The 16,400-nt window shown below is 37.9% G+C and carries 19 protein-coding genes and 1 pseudogene; 3 read left to right on the forward strand and 17 right to left on the reverse strand.

Annotated features, from left to right (window positions below; translation table 11 throughout):
- Nucleotides 1–24 precede the first annotated feature (24 nt).
- Both FC62_RS08460 and FC62_RS04675 read right to left on the reverse strand, forming a co-directional pair.
- Nucleotides 25–153, reverse strand: coding sequence for a hypothetical protein (locus FC62_RS08460; RefSeq protein WP_255313981.1), 129 nt, complete (start codon nucleotides 151–153; stop codon nucleotides 25–27).
- Entirely contained in the window at nucleotides 146–436 is a 291-nt protein-coding gene (locus FC62_RS04675; protein ID WP_307722784.1) for a DUF7768 domain-containing protein, read from the reverse strand. The genes FC62_RS08460 and FC62_RS04675 overlap by 8 nt, the downstream gene beginning before the upstream one ends.
- Here FC62_RS04675 and FC62_RS04680 point away from each other — a divergent pair.
- Nucleotides 423–2,099 carry an AAA family ATPase gene (locus FC62_RS04680; protein ID WP_082611602.1) on the forward strand — a complete coding sequence of 559 codons (1,677 nt, stop codon included), beginning with the start codon at nucleotides 423–425 and terminating at the stop codon, nucleotides 2,097–2,099. The genes FC62_RS04675 and FC62_RS04680 overlap by 14 nt on opposite strands.
- Nucleotides 2,100–2,179: 80 nt before the next feature.
- On the opposite strand, the gene FC62_RS04685 is transcribed toward FC62_RS04680, so the two are convergent.
- Nucleotides 2,180–3,313 (reverse strand): DNA cytosine methyltransferase, encoded by a 1,134-nt coding sequence (locus FC62_RS04685; protein WP_056947183.1) that lies wholly within the window; start codon nucleotides 3,311–3,313, stop codon nucleotides 2,180–2,182.
- Between the two features lie 32 nt (nucleotides 3,314–3,345).
- Between FC62_RS04685 and FC62_RS04690 the strand changes: the two genes are divergently transcribed.
- On the forward strand, nucleotides 3,346–4,392 hold the full coding sequence (locus FC62_RS04690; RefSeq protein ID WP_056947185.1) for a hypothetical protein: 1,047 nt from the start codon (nucleotides 3,346–3,348) through the stop codon (nucleotides 4,390–4,392).
- Nucleotides 4,393–4,500: 108 nt separating this feature from the next.
- Here the strand turns inward: FC62_RS04690 and FC62_RS08245 are convergent, their stop codons facing one another.
- The 9 genes and pseudogenes from FC62_RS08245 to FC62_RS04705 form a co-directional block, all read right to left on the reverse strand.
- Nucleotides 4,501–4,677, reverse strand: coding sequence for a hypothetical protein (locus tag FC62_RS08245; RefSeq protein ID WP_169787589.1), 177 nt, complete (start codon nucleotides 4,675–4,677; stop codon nucleotides 4,501–4,503).
- A complete protein-coding gene (locus FC62_RS08350; protein WP_236693782.1) occupies nucleotides 4,667–4,837 on the reverse strand; it encodes a hypothetical protein in 171 nt (56 codons plus the stop codon). Before FC62_RS08350 ends, FC62_RS08245 begins: the two co-directional genes overlap by 11 nt.
- 24 nt (nucleotides 4,838–4,861) lie before the next feature.
- Nucleotides 4,862–5,485, reverse strand: coding sequence for a recombinase family protein (locus FC62_RS08355; protein ID WP_236693783.1), 624 nt, complete (start codon nucleotides 5,483–5,485; stop codon nucleotides 4,862–4,864).
- A gap of 141 nt (nucleotides 5,486–5,626) precedes the next feature.
- Nucleotides 5,627–5,854, reverse strand: coding sequence for a recombinase family protein (locus FC62_RS08360; RefSeq protein ID WP_255313982.1), 228 nt, complete (start codon nucleotides 5,852–5,854; stop codon nucleotides 5,627–5,629).
- Nucleotides 5,855–5,863: 9 nt separating this feature from the next.
- Complete coding sequence (locus tag FC62_RS08365) at nucleotides 5,864–6,022, reverse strand: hypothetical protein (protein ID WP_236693785.1); 159 nt, start codon at nucleotides 6,020–6,022, stop codon at nucleotides 5,864–5,866.
- Entirely contained in the window at nucleotides 6,012–6,182 is a 171-nt protein-coding gene (locus FC62_RS08370; RefSeq protein WP_236693786.1) for a hypothetical protein, read from the reverse strand. Before FC62_RS08370 ends, FC62_RS08365 begins: the two co-directional genes overlap by 11 nt.
- A 508-nt stretch (nucleotides 6,183–6,690) precedes the next feature.
- A pseudogene (locus FC62_RS08375) lies at nucleotides 6,691–6,839 on the reverse strand (N-6 DNA methylase); the annotation flags it as partial.
- A 501-nt stretch (nucleotides 6,840–7,340) separates the two neighbouring features.
- Nucleotides 7,341–8,465, reverse strand: coding sequence for a hypothetical protein (locus FC62_RS04700; protein ID WP_056947189.1), 1,125 nt, complete (start codon nucleotides 8,463–8,465; stop codon nucleotides 7,341–7,343).
- 432 nt (nucleotides 8,466–8,897) lie between these two features.
- Nucleotides 8,898–9,806, reverse strand: a complete 909-nt coding sequence (locus FC62_RS04705; RefSeq protein ID WP_201779027.1) for a family 1 glycosylhydrolase — start codon at nucleotides 9,804–9,806, stop codon at nucleotides 8,898–8,900.
- A gap of 452 nt (nucleotides 9,807–10,258) precedes the next feature.
- On the opposite strand from FC62_RS04705, the gene FC62_RS04710 reads away from it, so the two are divergent.
- Complete coding sequence (locus FC62_RS04710; protein ID WP_056947192.1) at nucleotides 10,259–11,578, forward strand: IS1380 family transposase; 1,320 nt, start codon at nucleotides 10,259–10,261, stop codon at nucleotides 11,576–11,578.
- A gap of 225 nt (nucleotides 11,579–11,803) precedes the next feature.
- Here FC62_RS04710 and FC62_RS04715 read toward each other — a convergent pair whose 3' ends face one another.
- The 5 genes from FC62_RS04715 to FC62_RS04735 are packed head-to-tail and all read right to left on the reverse strand — an operon-like array spanning nucleotide 11,804 to nucleotide 16,400.
- Nucleotides 11,804–12,559, reverse strand: coding sequence for a serine hydrolase (locus tag FC62_RS04715; protein WP_056947196.1), 756 nt, complete (start codon nucleotides 12,557–12,559; stop codon nucleotides 11,804–11,806).
- Nucleotides 12,560–13,633: a dipeptide epimerase gene (locus FC62_RS04720; protein WP_056947199.1), complete on the reverse strand. Its 1,074-nt coding sequence runs from the start codon at nucleotides 13,631–13,633 to the stop codon at nucleotides 12,560–12,562. It lies immediately after the preceding gene.
- On the reverse strand, nucleotides 13,620–14,645 hold the full coding sequence (locus FC62_RS04725) for a serine hydrolase domain-containing protein (protein WP_056947202.1): 1,026 nt from the start codon (nucleotides 14,643–14,645) through the stop codon (nucleotides 13,620–13,622). Before FC62_RS04725 ends, FC62_RS04720 begins: the two co-directional genes overlap by 14 nt.
- Nucleotides 14,630–15,535, reverse strand: coding sequence for an N-acetylmuramic acid 6-phosphate etherase (gene murQ, locus FC62_RS04730; RefSeq protein WP_056947205.1), 906 nt, complete (start codon nucleotides 15,533–15,535; stop codon nucleotides 14,630–14,632). The genes FC62_RS04725 and murQ overlap by 16 nt, the downstream gene beginning before the upstream one ends.
- Nucleotides 15,525–16,400 carry a MurR/RpiR family transcriptional regulator gene (locus FC62_RS04735; RefSeq protein WP_075362842.1) on the reverse strand — a complete coding sequence of 292 codons (876 nt, stop codon included), beginning with the start codon at nucleotides 16,398–16,400 and terminating at the stop codon, nucleotides 15,525–15,527. Before FC62_RS04735 ends, murQ begins: the two co-directional genes overlap by 11 nt.

Here is a 16,400-nt window from a genome sequence, read left to right on the forward strand (position 1 = left end):
TAGCCGAATTTTTATGTTGATAATTTACATGACGTGGTCGAACTGGACGGCTTGTTGGAAACTCGCCTTGTCGGAGACCACGTACTTATTAGGGAACACACTGGTCTTGGAGTTTCCGACTGATTTAGCCGTATAAAGCGTGAAATTAATCATGGGAAACCTCCTTCATCTCATCGTCATCGTCAAAGTAACGGATATGCTTGCCCCACCACTTAGCTTGTTCCAACTCAATCGCCATGCCCTTGGAGAGCTTATTACCAATGACCCAGACCTCCTCGCATTTGCCAAGGAGGACTAAGTCCATATGAATAGCCAATTGACGCTCAGTGGCTTCGTCCACAAACTGCGGGTACATCAGGTGCGGAGCAATTGGCATACAATTATTGTCAACTGCATAACGGCAGCAACGTTTGGTCTTTTCAATGTTGGCCGCCACATCACCTTTACTTGAAAAATCAATTGTCAGTAGCAGTAACTCTACTTTTGCTGAATTTGTGAAGAGATATCAAACAAACGACTGGGTTCGACACGGACATGAGCACTTTAAGAGCACTGATGGTCAATGCCCGTATTGCCAGCAAGCACTTCCAGATGATTTTGAAGAACAAATCTCATCCATATTTGATGACCAGTACCAATCTGACTTGAATGCCGTGAAGAATTTCAAGACTCAATATCAACATGGTCTTTCAACAATGATTGGTATTTTGGATTCAAATGCTTTAACGAGTTATTCGAAACTAGACCTTACTGAATATAAGGACAAGCTAGAACTTCTTAAATCCTTAGCCAATGACAATCTCATCAAAATTAATGACAAGATTAAAGAGCCTAGCTCGACCGTCACTTTAACTGATACTGATTCAATCATTGATGAAATTAACGGTCTGATAACAAGCTCCAACCAACAAATCAAGAATAACAATGAGATTGTTGCTGGGAAGACTGCCAAGAAAAAAGAGTGCACCATAAAAATTTGGGAATTGATTTATGCCACTCTCAAGCCACAGGTCGATGCCTACCATGAGAACATGGCAACATTTGATGCAGAGATTAATTCTTTCAACGAGGAATTAACTGGAATCGTTGCTCAAGGGAACAAAGTCAAAGCAAAACTTGCTGAACTCAACAAGCAAAGTATTAACACGACTGATGCAGTAGATAGCATGAATGCCTTGCTCCGTGATTCTGGCTTTCAAGGCTTCTCAATCCGACCAAAAGAAGGCGTCACAAACGTTTATGAGGTTGTCCGCCATAATGGACAAGTCGCTGAAAACCTTAGCGAAGGCGAGCGAAATTTCATTTCCTTCCTCTACTTCTACCAGTTAGTTCATGGTAGCCAGAAGGATGATGGCACAAGGGAAGATAAAATTGTCGTGATTGATGACCCGGTTTCAAGTATGGACAGTGGTGCATTATTCATCGTCAGCGCTCTGGTTCGTGGTATGGTAGATATTTGCCGGAATAATGGTAGCCTTAACAGGCAGAACAGCATATCTCAAGACAATTACATCAAACAGATTTTTATCTTGACCCATAATACCTACTTCCACAATGAAGTCACTAGCAACATGACAAGATACTGGGATTCCGTATCCTTCTTCCTTATCAGTAAAGTTGACAATAATTCTCACGTCAAACTCTACTATCGAGAAGAAACTGACCTGCAAGGAAAATCAAAAGCTTACAATGTTGACCCTGTTCAAAATGGCTACCACGCCTTGTGGGCTGAATTGAGGGATTTGAGCAAATTGCAAAATGTTTCATCTGTCTCAGTCACACACGTCATCCACCAGATACTGGACCATTACTTCATCCAGATGTGCTGTTACGATGGAAACTCCATTCGGGATAAGATTTTGGTTGAGAATAAACACAAATTCCAAATTGTGGATGCTGATGGCAATGATGCGGTTGACGAACGATACTATCTGATTCAATCAATGTTGTCATATCTAGCAGCCACAAAGAACACCATCGTTGATGGGCACTTTATCGATGAAGCAATGGATGCACAAACTTGCCTACGAGCATTTAAAGAAATCTTCGAAATCATGGAACAAGATCAGCACTATGCCATGATGATGGGAAATGAATAGAAAAAGCCATCAAACCTTTTTGTATCAGGTTTGATGGCTTTTCAGGTTATTACTATTTTACTGCAACAAGTTCTTGCTCATTATTTTTTTTCAAATTCGATTTGTTCCAACTGTTTTAAAGTGAAGAATACGCTACGTGCAATGTGCCAAGCCATTACTGGAGGAACTGCGTTACCTACAGCTTTGTATGCTGAAGATGCACTTGTAACAAAATTAAATGAATCAGGGAATGACTGCAAACGAGCACATTCTCGAACACTTAGTCTGCGCCAACCGCTCATATCTGTTGCATCTTCTACTGTTGTACGATAATGTGCTTCAATATTTCCATGATGTTCGGCCCGAATAGTTGGTGCTGGGCGATTTTCAGCTATTCTATTATTACCTTGCATCTTCTTACCAGGATAGAATTTTGCTCTGGAAATATCTTTAAGTGTATGGTTAGGAATATTGGGATTATTTACCTTATCCCACAAATCATCAATTCCGTCTTTTGAAGTTCTCCAAGGTCGACCAGTTAATTCGCCAGTTTCATCAAATATTTGTTGTGGGTAGAATTCATTATCTACACTTCCCAAGTCTTTGCGAATCCCCATGATAATAACACGTCTTCTCATTTGTGGAACACCATAGTCGGCCGCTGTTAACACTCGATACTGAACATCATATCCGTGCTTTTCAAAATCATCAAGAATGACGCTCAGTGCTGACTTATCAACATCTTCCCCTTCTATATTTTTTCTAGAATTTCTAATTCCGTCTACATTTTCAGCAATAAACATCTTTGGCTTATAATGGTCGATTACCCTGATCATTTGAAGATAGAGTTGACCTCTCTCATCACTTAAGCCTGCCCTTTTCCCTGAATATGAAAATGTTTGGCAGGGAAACCCTCCTAATACAATATCTACATCAACATCGGGCATATCCTTTTTCATATCTAAATCAGCAATGCTTCGACGCTCAACTTCATGTCCAAAGTTTGCTTCATAGACATCCGCCGCCTGTTGAAAAATATCATTAGCAAAAACAATGTTAAATGGATTCTTGTCATATTCTTCTCCGAGATACTCAAAGCCTCCTCGGAAACCCAAATCCATACCTCCAGCTCCAGAGAATAAGCTAACAACATTCAGTGGTTTGGTTGTCTCATCAACCTCTATTTTTCTTGTGTCAACCGTATTATAATTAAGGTTAAAGTAATTATTTGGCATAATATTAATCCTTTCCTAATGGAGGTAACGAAATGAACATATTTGATGTACTAAACCTGTTTAAATCTAAAATCGAAGACTTGAATCCCATCAATAAGAAATATCTTATCAGTAGAGGGAATCAAAATGGTTTTGAAGACCTTGTACCAGAAATCGCCGAAACAATTAAAACCGAAATATCAGACACTACTATTTTTGATTATAAAGTCCACTTAGGTCACCACTTTCCTGACATGGATCTCATCGTAAATGGTGACTGCTTCGGTCTCGAATTGAAAAGTCGGAGTAATGGTTCCTGGGATACTAACGGCAACTCTGTATTTGAGAGCATCACTGACGAAGATTACCAGGATATCTTCTTGCTATTTGGCAGTAAAGAGCCAGGAAAAGACCATCTCCTAGTTAGATTTGACTACTATTGGAAAGTTACTTCTGCAATCAACGTTACACATAGTCCACGATTTAAAATCAATATGGACACAAATGAGAGCGTGTTTAAGGATGCTCAAGAATACTACCAACTTCGTGATAAAACCGAGATGGAGAAAGTTGCCTTCTTGCAAAATTACCTTAAAGAACACACAACAGGCACAAAATGGTTTGTTCCACAAGATTCTTCTTCCGAATCAATCAAGCCAACTTCGCTAAACCTATTACCTCAAAACATTCAAAATCAAGTAAAAGCGGAAGTGCTCGTGTTGTTCCCACAGGATTTAATCACATCTAAGAAAGCAAACTACGCTCGTGCTCACGAATTCATTATCACAAACCATTTCTACTACAGTAGCTCATTTAGAGACTTTTTTTCTGCTGGTGGAAAATGGGAAAAAAATAATGTCGAGTTTCCTCAAAGTGTTGGTACTTTCCATAGCCTAGGTCCAGAAATAAGATATATTCTCAATAACTCAAATTCAGAGTTCCAAAAACTCGCTTATGAAAGTTGGAACACTCTAGAGCTACCTTTAAATAAAACCTCATTCTTTGATGATTACTGTAAAGTCGTTGATTTGATAGGAAGAGTGAACTTTTACCCCGAACTTCAGGAGTCAAGAATTCAAAAGCTATCTAATCTACTTTAATCATCTTAGACATCATTATAGCATAAAAAAACGATGGCGCGGTAAAAATCGCGCCATCTTTCTTAACTTCTTTTTCTGGCGCATTCAAAACGTCAAACTAAGAAAAAACTATTCTTCCAGCCCAACTATCTTTCTTTGGAGGTAGTTCGAATAATCAGCAGCATGCTTAAACACTGCAACAATTTCTTCAGGTGAACCTTCTTCTGAAAGCCGAGAAATGCTCTTCCTGTATTTTTCAACAATCTGTTTAATTCGTGGCTTTTCTTCTTCAGATTTATCTGGCAATTCCCATCACCCCATTCTCCATATTTGGTGTCCAAACACCCACGGTCAATCTTACCTTACTTCCATCCATAAAAGTAAAATCTAGCTCTTTGTCTTTCTTAACAATTATCGCAACAGCTGCTCTCTCGACAAGATGGAAATCCATAAGATATGGTGTCATGTCCATTTCGAGAATTACCGATAATTATTCAGCCAAGTCAACCCTCTCCTTAAATACTTGACGAACCACCTCATCCAGTAGTAAGCCCAACTGTTCATCATAGATGTGTGGCACGCCACAAGCCGTCCGTTTCTTACATTGCCATACGGTCTCCTTATGAGGACTCCCCTTGTATGCGTGCCATGGTCGTGGACCAAAACGCTCACCACAAACGCCACAGAATATCTTACCCGAGAGTGGGACGGATGCTCTCCGAATGGTCTGGCTCTGTAGTTTCTTTCCAACATGATCAAAGACCTCTTTTGAAACAATCGCCTCGTGATGGTCCTCCACATAATATTGAGGCAACTCACCTTCGTTCTTCTTTTTCTGCTTGGTCAGGAAGTCAGCCGTGAACGTTTTCTGGAGCAAGGCATCCCCGATATACTTCTCGTTCGTAAACATATCCTTAATGGTCGATGTCGTTTCCCACTTGTTGCCATAAGCCGTGGTAATGCCCAGGTCATTCAATTTCTTCTTAATCTCAGCCGTTGTCATCCCGATGACCGCCATCGCAAACATGGCTTTGATAACCTTAGCTTCTTTCACATCCACTAAGAACTCACCATTCAGACCCCGCTTAAAGCCCAGAACACTTGAGAAGGGCATTCGTGCCACTCCCTTGGCGAATTGCTTTCTCACGCCCCACGTACAGTTCTCAGAAATGCTACGGCTTTCCTCTTGAGCAAGGCTAGACATCAGCGTGATAACAAATTCGCCTTTGGAATCAAGCGTGTCGATGCCCTCCTTTTAAAACCAAACCCCAACACCGATGGATTTCAGCATCCGAATGGTTGTGAGCGTGTCCACCGTGTTCCGAGCAAAGCGACTGATGGACTTGGTGATGATGTACTCTACCTCACCCGACTTTGCCTTCTCAATCATCTCTTGAAAAGCAACACGCTTTTTGAAGGATGTCCCACTAATCCCCTCATCCACGAACAGTCCAGCAAACTCCCAGTCCTCATTGGCTTGAATGACCTTAGTTTAATGTTCTTTCTGGGCAATGAGGCTGTGAGTCTGATTGTCCTTTTCTGTCGACACTCGTGCATAGGCTGCAACCATTAATTTCCCATGTTTCTTGGTTGCTGATTTGATTTTGGGGTAGAGCGTTGGCTCTATTTTGATGATTTCCTTATTTGCCATGTTCTGCCTCCAACGTGCCAATGATGGGCTCATAGACCTTCAACAAGCGATTGATGGCTGCCTTGTGTTCACGTTTGCCTATCACACCAGATGAATGCAAATAATCGACCATCATCTTTGATAGTCGGTAGTCCATTTCAGATTTCTTGATTTGGGTCACCTCTGCAGCCTCAAGTGCTTGTTTGGCACTCCAGTTAGTGCGGTTGCCTGTCAGCCATTTGAACGGCAGAATGATTTGACAGAGTTGATTGACACGCCAAGTTGGTCGGCGATACGTTTGTAGCCGACACCTTCGTTGCGTAAATCAATGACTTTTTATTTCGTAGGGGTGTCCATTTTCGTGTCCTCCTTTATCTTTGGCTAGACACATACATCACTCTAAAAGCCTATAAAGTCAAGTGTTTTAAGGGGTGTCGCACTATCACAAATTGTGTCTGAGAACCAAAATAGGGGTTTCGGTTTTCTAGCTCTAAGGGGGTCGACCCCCTCCACCAGAAATACCGACACCCTTATTTTTGAAAAGCGACCCCCTTGCTTGTATCTTGCTGCCAACGTCTGATGGATTTCATACTCAAAACAAAAAATAGCCCTCAAGCCACTCGCTCAAGAACTCCCAGTTTAAGCCGTTTATCGGCAGTTTGTATTTGTATCATAGTGATTGTCATTCTATCATATACTCGTCCTTTAAATGGTTTCAGTATCGCAACAATCAGTTTTTCGATAGATGTTAGCGTATAGAATTCCCCCCACCACCTTTTCCTTTATAGGCTGCAAATTATTCTATAAAGTATTCGTAAGTACGACCAGACAAGTCTTTTGCTTCATTTGTTTAAGTCCTTATCTATTACTTTTTTCGGAATTCTATACACATTGCCCTCATAATCTTATTTCTATAAATTGTAAATCAATTCGTATCGCTTTCATTTTATCACGTGTGGTATATATCGAAAATAAAATTTGTTTTTCACTGCATTATATCTTATGCTACGAATGTTTATCTATTCCGCCAAAACTATTCTGCAACATTTAGTCTTGGTTAAATATATTTTTATTAGTTGACATTATCAGTTTCTGCTGTTTCACATAATAAAAATGATCTCCAGTTTCATAAACAACACGTCAGAGAATGGAAATACAAAAAACAAATTCTATGTTTATCATTTTAAAGACTCTTATATTCAGACATTTATCAATATCGTCAATTTAGAAATGATTCTACTTCATACATCGATTTGGATTACATATTCAAAAACTTCTGTCGGGATTCGTCAGTATCTTCCATATTGAACATTTTTACTCTCGTTTGACACCGTCCAACTTATTTCAGTGCTAAGTCTAATTCTTGAGTCAGAAAATCAAGCATAAGGTTACCTTGCTCCTTGTCTGGTAATACTCGATGGATCTTGATTATGATTTTCATAATTTTACAGTTACTGAGCAGCTCAGACAACTCCTTAAGAAAAATTCTCGCGGGTGAAACAGGTCCTGGTGCAATTGCTATATTCAACTTGTTTTTAGTAACTTTTAACGTCATTCCATCGTCTATCACTATTATAGATGTGTCCCCGTTTTTATCGTAAGTCTGAACTTCCTTCAAATCATCAACTAAGTACAATTGCTCAACACCTAATAAGAATTTTTCTCCTTTCCCCATACTTGATTCGAATCTTCTAGTTAGGAAGGACCTATAGTCACTTATAACTTGACCATTAGAATTCAATTGATGGTAAACAATTGTTAGTTCATCTAAGGCTGCCTCAGTACCAATACTTGAAATTTCTCCATCTTCAAGAAAATCAGGTAAAATATAACCTCGTTTAATTGGTAAGTCCTTAATTCCGGAAGCCGATCCATAAACATAATTTTTCTCTTCAAGAATTTGCTTCCAATTTTCATAAATTGTCTTACCTGAATCCCAATTACCAAAAATAGTCAGGCTTTCTGACTTTGACTCCTCTAGAGTATTCCATGAAGCTTGCTTCTTTGAATGCTTTAAGAATTGATAAACTATATTTTCTAGATTTCCACTCAGCTTGTCAAACTTAATAGATAACTTTCCCTTAACATTTTTTGATAGCATTTCATCTAGATCAAGGGGCAGCAAATTCCTATAAAAAATTTGTTTCTTTTTCAAACCATAAATTTCAACAAGAAGATATATTACACCGTAACTCATCTTATAATTTTCTAAATCAGCTTTATCAACCTGAAAACTTTTCTTATTCCCCTTAGTCAAGTTAGCAACTGAGCGGCCTTTAACTTGTACGGGTGCTCTCCCAAGAATGTGTTCTTTCTTATGATCCGGATTATTATAAAGGTAAATATGGCCATCCCAACTAGGTTCTTTATCTCCTGATGATATATAGGACAACAAATAATCAGTAGCCTCAATCTCTGATAATACTGCATTAACCGCTGCCTGTTCAATTTGACTTGAACTCACTTTTACTACCCCCCGATAATCATTCTAATCCTTTAGTCATAACACCGTTTGGTATATATTCTATTCTTTTTTGAAAATTTGTACCTTAAAGACCCCTAAAAATCTGTTGAGTTAACCGAGGCGAAAAACAGCAAATAAAAACGCCAGCAGATGATTTTCGCTGACGTAGAGTGATTTCGTGGGAGTTGTTTTGACACTAATCTAAATGATTAGTGTTTTTTGATCTTCTCGTAGATCCACACAATTGCTATCACAATGTCAATCATTACGAGTAAATATTAAGTCATGCATAACACACTAAAATTAACTCACCGCAGACAAAAAGTAGGCTATCCCAAATGGATACCCTACTTTTATTTAGTTAATACAAATTTGTTAGTTTACTACTTGGAGGAATAGTAAGTTACTAAATTTAAATTCACGAAAAACACATTATTGCGGAATGGTGTTTGAAAGTTCCTTAAACCACTGTGCACTCTTCTTAATTTCCCTCTTCTGCGTCTCGAAATCAACATAGAAGAGTCCATAACGTTTATTATATCCATTTGCCCAAGAGAATTGATCCTGAAGCGACCAAACAAAGTAGCCTTGGACATTGACACCCTCTTTACGGGCCTTCAATATTGCATCCAGATGCTGATCAATATAATCAATTCGCTCATCGTCTTCAATCACTTGATCCGGACCCTCATAACGATCCTTAAATCCAAGCCCATTTTCAGTAATATAGATAGTTTTTGAGTTCGGATATCTTTCAGAAACAATCTTTAAAATATCATATAGACCTTCGGGATAAATATTCCAGTCCCAATCAGTCTGCTCAACTCCCGGCTTCTTAACTAGCTCACCAACACCCTTAAATTTAAAGGCACTAGTTCCCTTTTCACCGGTACCATTGAATGAGCTCTCATTATCACCATCATAAGCTTTAATGAATTGCGATTGGTAGTAGTTTAAGCCGAAATAATCATTCTGGGTGGCTGCTTGAGCTAGTTCATCCATATCACCAGGCTCTATCTTAAGCTGAGCATCATTGGCATCTAGAATCTCATTAATTAACTTTCTTGTTTCATCTGAATAGTAACCAAGGAATGTCCCATCAAGCAAGAAATAGTTCAAGAATGCATTGTATAAATCAGCTGCATGTTGATTCTCTGGGGTTTCCGGATATGGATAAATTGGTTTAAGCCCACCAATACCTTTAAGCTGATACTGATTTCTCCAACGTTTGACGGTACTTGTAGATAAAGAATGGTATTGGGCAACCTCAGTTATACCCCAGCCTTTATCTAAGAAGGACAATATCTCAATCTTTTCCTCAACACTATAATGTTTAGCCAAAATAAATACTCCTAGTTCGTGAGACCGGAATTTTAATTGTTTCCGTGTCCAACTAACTAGGAGTATATCCCATTTCTAATTTGCCATTATTGATCATTTTATATTTGCGATTGACATACAATCTAGTTGGGTCATCAGATGTTCCTGCTTTCTAAAGGTTTTGACGCTTATAGGATAGCACTTAGGACATTTGATGTCCTATTTTTTTGTAAAAGAAAAGTGCTAGTAGATTTATATCTACCAACACTAAAAAGAATAGACCCGGTTTCGATTTATCATGAATCTATATTGCTACCCTGAATAATTCATACTTTTTAATTGAAACCGTCTGAAACTGCCTAACGGCAGTCTGATAATTACTTTTTTATTTTCACCCCTTAAGTGATGAAAAAAGAACCCCATTCTGCTATGGTAAAGGTGACGAAACCAACCATAAGAAAGGAGTTCTTCTCATGACTAGATTACACGAAAATCAAGTTAAATTCAATTCAAATATCACTATTTCACATACTGGTGGTCGTCTATCAAGTGATTCGGGGTTAGTCCTGGTTAAAGAATTGATGAATACCTTCGGCTTTTCACAATTAGCTAAACAATGGCTCCATATCACAGATCATCGGGCTTATTTTACCCATCATAACTTAGCGATATTGGAACAGCTTATTATGCAGTTAATTGCTGGTTACTCGGCAGACTCATCAGCTAATCTATTAAGACAGGATCCAGTCTTTCAAGCTGTACTCGGTAAAAAGCAGTTGGCCTCACAATCGTCAATCTCACGGTTTCTGGATCGTTTCACCGAGGAGAACATCGATCAACTCCAAGCATTAAATCAGTCGCTGATTAATAAAGCGCGTTTGATTCGCAATGATACCGAGTTAATCATTGATGTCGATTCCACACATTCGGATACCTTTGGACGCCAAGAACAAACAGATTATAATGCCCATTATCAAACCTACGGCTATCACCCATTAGTTGCCTTTGACGGACTGACCGGAGATTTCTTAAAAGCTGAACTGCGTTCAGGCAATCAGTACACATCTAAAGGGGTAAAAGCTTTTATCGCCCCGCTGTTATACCAATACAAGAGCACGTTACCTCATACCGAGATATTGGTTCGGGGGGACAGCGGCTTCGCCACACCAGAGGTGTATGAGTCTTGTGAAGCAACTGAAAGCCAGTACGTTATCCGATTAAAGAGCAATCGGAGGTTAAGTCAGTTAGCTGAACACTCTGTTCTTTACGGGGACAATCAAGAATGGGAAGAGCGAGAAGTGCAGTATTTTTCACTACCTTATCAAGCACAATCCTGGTCGAAACCCCGTCGTGTCTGTATACGTTCCGTCCGTGAAGGAGGAGAATTGCTTTTTCATCATGCGTTTATTGTGACTAATCTATCCGACAACGTCTCGCCTGAAGTCATATTTTCTCTTTACGGCAAGCGTGGAACAATGGAAAATTTCATCAAAGAAGCGAAAGGTGGCTTTTACTTCGATAAAACAGATAGCCCGCGTTTCTTAGAAAATCATGTCAGAATGATGATCAGTGTCCTTGCATACAACCTCGTCAATTTTTTAAAAACCATTGGTTTTGATAAAGTGAACCAGGGCATGACGATCCATTCCATCCGGCTGACATTGCTTAAAGTAGCCGGTAAACTTGTTCAAACTGGGAGACAGGTCTATCTCAAACTGTCAAGCTATCATGTGTATCAAACTGAATTTTATAAGGTTTTTGAACGCCTGCGGCGATCCAAACAATGGATTTAGACTAGTTATCGCACAAATTTTTAAACCGATTTTTTTCAAGGGATTCGTCTGCCCTTAAATAGACAAATTTTTTTATTATGACCTTCTTCCGTAGGCATCCTGTTCGAAAACACATTATTTTGGAAGGAAGTATCTGCCTAATTCAAAAATGGGCAATTTCTTCAAAAAAAAAGCTTGAATTTAGATCTATGAATTATTCAGGTGCTACACTAAATTTTAAATTTTTCACAAAAAATATTTACTAACTTCGTTTCCAATTGTTCGAATTAACTTTATTGACTCTGATTGTTCATAATACTCAGTTTGCACAACCACAATAACCCATTTGTCTTTTTGAACAAATATTGCAGCATCATTCTCAACACCTTCATTTTCACCGCTCTTATTATAAGTTTCAATATGAGGCTGAATAACTGCCACAAGCTTTGATCGATTCACTTGATGTCTCATAGCTCTCATCACAATAGAGTTAACTGGTGTAGATCTGCTCTTAAATTGTTTGAGTATACCTAAAATGTCCGCCACATTCGTGAAATTATCTTTCACACCATTATATTGCATCATTTTTCTATTCAAAGATATTCCTGAATAGTTATCTGATATCCACTTCTGAATGTTACTCAACCCAAAATAATTAAGTAAACAATTTGTTGCGGTGTTATCAGATTGCTCAATCATCAAAAAAAGCAAGTCAGATATCTTCCAACATTTTGGTGATAAAAATCTAATCACACCCGCTCCACCAACCATGTTATCATTTGAAATGAAGATTTCCTCGTCCAATAACGCCGAGTTTTCGGATATTACAGAATCAATATATGCTGCTATCGGTAATTTAATCAAGCTTGCTGAACGCATCATTTTTTTGGTGTTAACTTCAATGCTAAGTTCAGAATCACTTTCTATATCAACACTGACATGACCAGAAAATTGATTTGTAATAAATAAAATTTGCTCCTCTATATCATTGAAAGTATTCAATTAATCACCGCCCCTTCTTATAAAGGGATATATCTTATCCTCTTTAATTCGTATGATTCTATTTCCGGAATAACTATAACGAATCATGAATATTGAATCTAAATCAGTATACTTTACATTATCATGTGCACACGCAAATGAGACCGCAGCAGATATACCAACCTCAGATTCAATCATACATCCCACCATAACTGGGACATTGAATAACTCACACAACTGATTGATCCTTTCGGCTTCAGATATTCCCCCCGTCTTCATCAATTTTATATTGATTAAATCAGCAGCTCCACTAGTCAAAACCTTCAATGCATCATTTACTGAATGGACACTTTCATCTGCCATGATCGGAATATCCGAATACGCCACCAAATTCCGCATCCCCTGCAGATCATCTGCCCTCAAAGGTTGCTCAATGAAAGATATTTCCAAACTGCTCTGTTTCAGAAAATCTATCAACTCTTTTGTCTGTTGTACTGTCCACGCTTGGTTAGCATCAATTCTAAATGAAATTCCATTCCAAGCTTTTGAACTTAACATCCGCAACAACTCAAGATCTTCATTGTAATCTGACTCACCTAATTTTATTTTTATTGAATGAAATCCTTCTGCAACCTTGGCTTCTATTCGCTTTATCATTTTAACAGGCGCTGAAAGTCCAACGGTAAAATCAGTTGTAATAAATGTCTTCGCTCCGCCCAACATAGTAGTTAACGAGGTGTTAAATAATTGAGACCTCAAATCATATAGCGCCATCTCGACAGCGGCCTTTGCTGGCGTCTGCCCAAAGACACTTGTACGTACTGACCTCAACAAATTTTCCCAGTTATCAATTGTACTTCCCACTATTGAAGGATTTATCTTGGTACTTATAGTATGGATGATACTTTCCATACTATCACCTGTGACGACCTCATTAGGTGTAGCTGAACCAACCCCAACAAGACCACTACTTAAACGTACTTTAACTTCAATTGCATTTATTGAATCAACACGATGTCTAGCTGTTACAAAGGGGACCTCCAAAGGTATTTCCACCCTTTCATACGATATGCTCTCAATTTTATTTTGTATCATTTTCGTTTTCTTCCCCAAAGAAATATTCTAGCGCCTCTTTGCGCTTGGATGTCCAACCATTATTTTTCCTAGAAGGATACACCCTGTTCGTTAGGCACACAAATGCCGTACGATTTTCCATATTTAATGCAATTGAGGTACCGGTAAACCCAGTATGCCAATAATATTCATACTTATCTCCCCAACGTTGCCAACCAATAGTTCTTCCTCCTATATTTGTCTGCTTTATTTCATTAATCATGTCACGTGAAATAATATTCTCAGATTCACCTGAGGTATTAACAATATTATTTGCAAAAGTCGTCAAGTCTTGGAGCGTAGAGAACAAGCCGGCATGACCACTAATCCCCTCTAATAAATAAGCTTTGTAATCGTGCACTTCTCCACGAATCAGCCCTCCCCGGTCTTGTTGAACTTCAGTTGGGACAACATCCTCATAACTATTTATTCTTGGATTATATCCAGTATTTTGCATCCCCAGGGGTAAAAAAATATTTCTTTCTAAACTTTCAGCTAAATTGCCGTCTAACTTATCGATTAACCAACCAAGTAATATGTAGTTAAAATCCGAGTATACATTGTCTTTGTCTGGCAAAAAATCAACATTAATTATTTTTGTAATTAACTGCTCCTTAGTCAAAGAATGTACATTATCAAAATCGGCAGGTAAACCTGAAGTGTGAGTTAGGAGCTGATAAATAGTTATCTCAGGATGTCTAAAATCAGAGATATACATCCCTATTTTATCTGTCAAATGTATTTTGTGTTCATCAATTAATTGTAAAATTCTTGTAGTTGTACCTACAACCTTAGTCAGAGATGCTATATCGTACAACATGCCTGGTTTTAACTCAGTTTTTTCTTGATTAACACCTTGATAACCAATGTAATGTTGCTCATTTATATTGTCACCAACCAAACTAAATGAAGCACCATAAATGATGTCATCATCTACGGTGCTTTCTATTAGTTTGGTTATTTTTTCTGATTTTTTGGTTAATTCTTTTTCCAATTTAAAATCACCTTACCAACTATTCCATCATTCTGTTTAAGTAAATCTTTTGCAGATTCCAAATCTAAATCAGTTTTACCCATTACGATAGCGACATTCACATGATTATTTGCTCTTTTTAATAGTTCTGAAGCTTCTTCAATACTTTTACCAGTTGCTGCCGAAATAATTCTAGTGGCTCTGTCCACTAGTTTATTGTTACTTGGTTGAACATCAATCATTAAGTTTTGAAATACCTTACCAGATTTGACCATTACGCCAGTTGAAATAATATTTAACACCATTTTTTGTGCAGTACCAGCCTTCATTCTGGTTGAACCTGTAATCACTTCTGGTCCAACTTCAACTTCAATTGCTATTTTTGCAAGTTTACCCATAGTACTATTTTCTGCACAGGTGACAGCTACACTAAGAGCACCAACACTATTTGCATAATTTATTGCACCAATTGCATAAGGTGTTCTACCGCTAGCCGCTATAGAGATTACAGTATCTTGATCAGTCAGCTCAATATTTTTTAAATCACTTTCAGCTAAATCGTTTGAATCTTCAGCCCCTTCCACAGATTTAAACATGGCTTTGAGACCACCCGCAATAAGTCCCACAGCTCTTTCTGGCTTAATACCATATGTTGGAACTAGTTCTGCTGCATCAAGGACTCCTAACCTTCCTGATGTTCCTGCACCACAATAGATTAGCCTACCTCCTTTGTTATAACGACTACTAGCCTGGTCAATAGCACTTGATATTGATTGAACCTTCCTCTCAATTGCACTTGATACTTTGCTATCTTCGCGATTAATTAATCTAACCAATTCGATTGTTTCCATCGTATCGATATGCATCGAGTTTGGGTTTCTTTGCTCAGTTATTAAGTCCTTAATGTCCATCATTTATTCCTCGATTCTGATGTTTTAATTTCTTAGTTAATTTTGAAGTATCATGATAGTTTTTTTCCAACTGAGGTATTTCACTATTAACCAAGCTCAAAAATATCAAGCTTGATGCATATATTTCAGAAAATAGAGATGATACAGCACCAATTCTCAATAAAGATTCATTGGCGGGGATAGGAAAAACATAATCTGCTAATTTCATCAATGGTGAGGGTGATTTTCTAGTAATCAAAATTACAGGCGTATGATTTAATTGTGCTTGTTTAGCAATAATAATCATCTCTTCAGTTAATCCACTGTACGAAAATATTATTACAACATCTTTTTTAGTCATAAAATACGAACGTTCAATTGCAGTATGACTGTCTTTATCAAAGATAGCCTTACGGTTAGAACGAATTAGTTTGTAATACAAATCATTGGCAGCTAATCCCGAAGCGCTTAATCCTTCAAGGTATATTGTTTCTGCATTCTTTATTACATTTACAATTTTCGCCAGTATTCTTACATCAACTAAATTATGAGTTTCTTTTGCATTATCAATGATAAAACCGGAAAGTTTATGACTGATTTCAGCATAACTATCCGTTCTTTCAATTATTGTATCCAGAACTTCAGACTGATTGTTTATGCTGTTAAAATCTTGAACTAGACTAATCTTAAAATCCTGAAGTCCATTAAAGTTGAAATAGCGAACAAATCTTACAATTGAAGCAGCTGATGTTTTAGTTATTACACTGATTTCCTTTGCGGTTTTTCTTGTAAATTCGAGCGGATTATCAATAATATACTCAGCAATACGTCTGTTTACACCTTTTAAGTTGGGATACTCTTTAATAACTCTAGAATATAAATCCAC

The sequence above is a fragment of the Amylolactobacillus amylotrophicus DSM 20534 genome, from assembly GCF_001434555.1.
In the GTDB taxonomy this organism is placed as follows: domain Bacteria; phylum Bacillota; class Bacilli; order Lactobacillales; family Lactobacillaceae; genus Amylolactobacillus; species Amylolactobacillus amylophilus.

What these genes read in the sequence shown, in the direction of transcription:
- murQ (WP_056947205.1), bottom strand. Translation starts at nt 15,535, where the DNA reads ATGGACATTAAGGACTTAATAACTGAGCAAAGAAACCCAAACTCGATG.
- FC62_RS08460 (WP_255313981.1), bottom strand. Translation starts at nt 153, where the DNA reads ATGATTAATTTCACGCTTTATACGGCTAAATCAGTCGGAAACTCCAAG.
- FC62_RS04690 (WP_056947185.1), top strand. Translation starts at nt 3,346, where the DNA reads ATGAACATATTTGATGTACTAAACCTGTTTAAATCTAAAATCGAAGAC.
- FC62_RS04685 (WP_056947183.1), bottom strand. Translation starts at nt 3,313, where the DNA reads ATGCCAAATAATTACTTTAACCTTAATTATAATACGGTTGACACAAGA.
- FC62_RS08350 (WP_236693782.1), bottom strand. Translation starts at nt 4,837, where the DNA reads ATGACACCATATCTTATGGATTTCCATCTTGTCGAGAGAGCAGCTGTT.
- FC62_RS08355 (WP_236693783.1), bottom strand. Translation starts at nt 5,485, where the DNA reads ATGCCCTTCTCAAGTGTTCTGGGCTTTAAGCGGGGTCTGAATGGTGAG.
- FC62_RS04680 (WP_082611602.1), top strand. Translation starts at nt 423, where the DNA reads ATGTTGGCCGCCACATCACCTTTACTTGAAAAATCAATTGTCAGTAGC.
- FC62_RS04720 (WP_056947199.1), bottom strand. Translation starts at nt 13,633, where the DNA reads ATGATACAAAATAAAATTGAGAGCATATCGTATGAAAGGGTGGAAATA.
- FC62_RS08365 (WP_236693785.1), bottom strand. Translation starts at nt 6,022, where the DNA reads ATGGCAAATAAGGAAATCATCAAAATAGAGCCAACGCTCTACCCCAAA.
- FC62_RS04710 (WP_056947192.1), top strand. Translation starts at nt 10,259, where the DNA reads ATGACTAGATTACACGAAAATCAAGTTAAATTCAATTCAAATATCACT.